Origin of the sequence: Rudaea sp., from assembly GCF_036383415.1 — a bacterium.
In the GTDB taxonomy this organism is placed as follows: domain Bacteria; phylum Pseudomonadota; class Gammaproteobacteria; order Xanthomonadales; family Rhodanobacteraceae; genus Rudaea.
Genome location: NZ_DASVOK010000241.1, coordinates 1 through 1,514 on the forward strand (window position 1 = coordinate 1; position 1,514 = coordinate 1,514).

Below are 1,514 nucleotides of genomic sequence, written 5' to 3' on the forward strand. Positions count from 1 at the left end.
AAGCGACTGCCAGATGTTCAGCGTCTCGGTGCGGGGCACGCGGGCGCGATAATCCCTGGCGTCCTTTGCATCCGCGACCTTCTCCACCCATTGCGAGAAGTTGCCGAGGAAGTCGTGATAAGTGTGGGTGTGGCAGGACAGGAAATCGAAGCCGCCGTCTGGCTTGATGGCGCCGACCGGGCAGGCGGCGACGCACAATTTGCACTCCAGGCAGGGGTTGTACTCGATCGGATGGTCATGGGCGTCGACCTCGCATCCGAGCAGGACCGTGCCGAGCAGCACGAAGCTGCCGAATTTCGGGTGGATCACGCTGCGATGAATCCCCATCCGCCCGAGTCCGGCCTCGACCGCGATCGGTTTGTGCTGGACCATCATGATCCGCGGCAGGTCCATCTCCATCGGGAAAGCGGCGACCGAGTTGCAGGCGGGGATGCCGTGCTCGTCGAGCGCACGAACGATGGCGCGCGCGGTTTCGTTGACGTGGTCGTAGGTGCTGTGGAATTCCTCGTTGGCGACCGAGCGTGACGGCGAACGCACCGGCTCCCGGTTCATGTGGCAGGCGATCGCAAGCAGGGTACGCGTCCGGCCGTAGACCCTGCGGATGAACTCCCGCTGCGGCGCGATCGCGGCACGTTCGAACTCGATGATGCCGACATCATCGGCACCACATTCGCGTGCGATCCGCTTGATGAGTTCAGATGAAACCGGAAGGTGGTGGACCGGCGGGCTGCTGCGTGCCCGCACCGCCTTGACCGTGGGGTGATCATCCAGGCTCATGGTTCCCCTCTCTATGAATGACGATCATCATATTATGAAGCGAGCCGGCGCGAAGCAAGTGAATTATCTGTCAGCCGTCATGTAATGGAACTGGCGTCATGCGGGGAGATTTGCAAGTCAGCACCGTCATCCTGAGAGCCTGACTGAAAAAGAACCAGCTATTTTCAAGGGCCTTCTAACTAACTGAAATGTGACTCACTTTCGTCATGGCCGGGCTCGTCCCGGCCATCCACGTCTTTCTGGCCTGATTGAAGCAGAGACGTGGATGCCCGGCACAAGGCCGGGCATGACGAGCTTGCCAAAAGTGCCCGATTTCATTGGCTGCATTTTGAGTCAGACTCTGAGGGTACGCGACGAATACCGCGAGCTGATCGATATCCAGATCGTGGCGTTTCCGCAGAGCGGAATCCTCAGCAGCCCCGGTACGCCGGAGTTGCTCGATGAGGCGATCAAGCTCGGCGCCAATGCAATCGGCGGGCTCGATCCGGCGAGTTTCGACCGCGATGTCGAGGGACATCTCGACGTCGTGTTCGGCGTTGCGCAGAAGCACGGCGTCGATGTCGACATCCATCTCCATGATGGCGGCATGCTCGGCGCCTTCGAGGTCGAGCAGATCGCGGCACGGACGCGCGGGCTCGGCATGGAAGGCCGCGTCGCCGTCAGCCACGCCTATGGTCTCGGCGACATTCCCGCCGATGCGCTGAAGAAGACCGCCGACAGCCTGGCGCGCGCGGGCG

General features: G+C 61.8%; 2 protein-coding genes. One reads left to right on the forward strand and one right to left on the reverse strand.

What is annotated here, in order from left to right; translation table 11 throughout:
- On the reverse strand, positions 1-777 hold a 777-nt coding region (locus VF497_RS09220), incomplete at its 3' end, for a 4Fe-4S binding protein (protein WP_330887926.1).
- 328 nt (positions 778-1,105) lie between these two features.
- On the opposite strand from VF497_RS09220, the gene VF497_RS09225 reads away from it, so the two are divergent.
- A partial coding sequence (locus VF497_RS09225; RefSeq protein WP_330887928.1) for an amidohydrolase family protein occupies positions 1,106-1,514 on the forward strand: 409 nt, incomplete at its 3' end.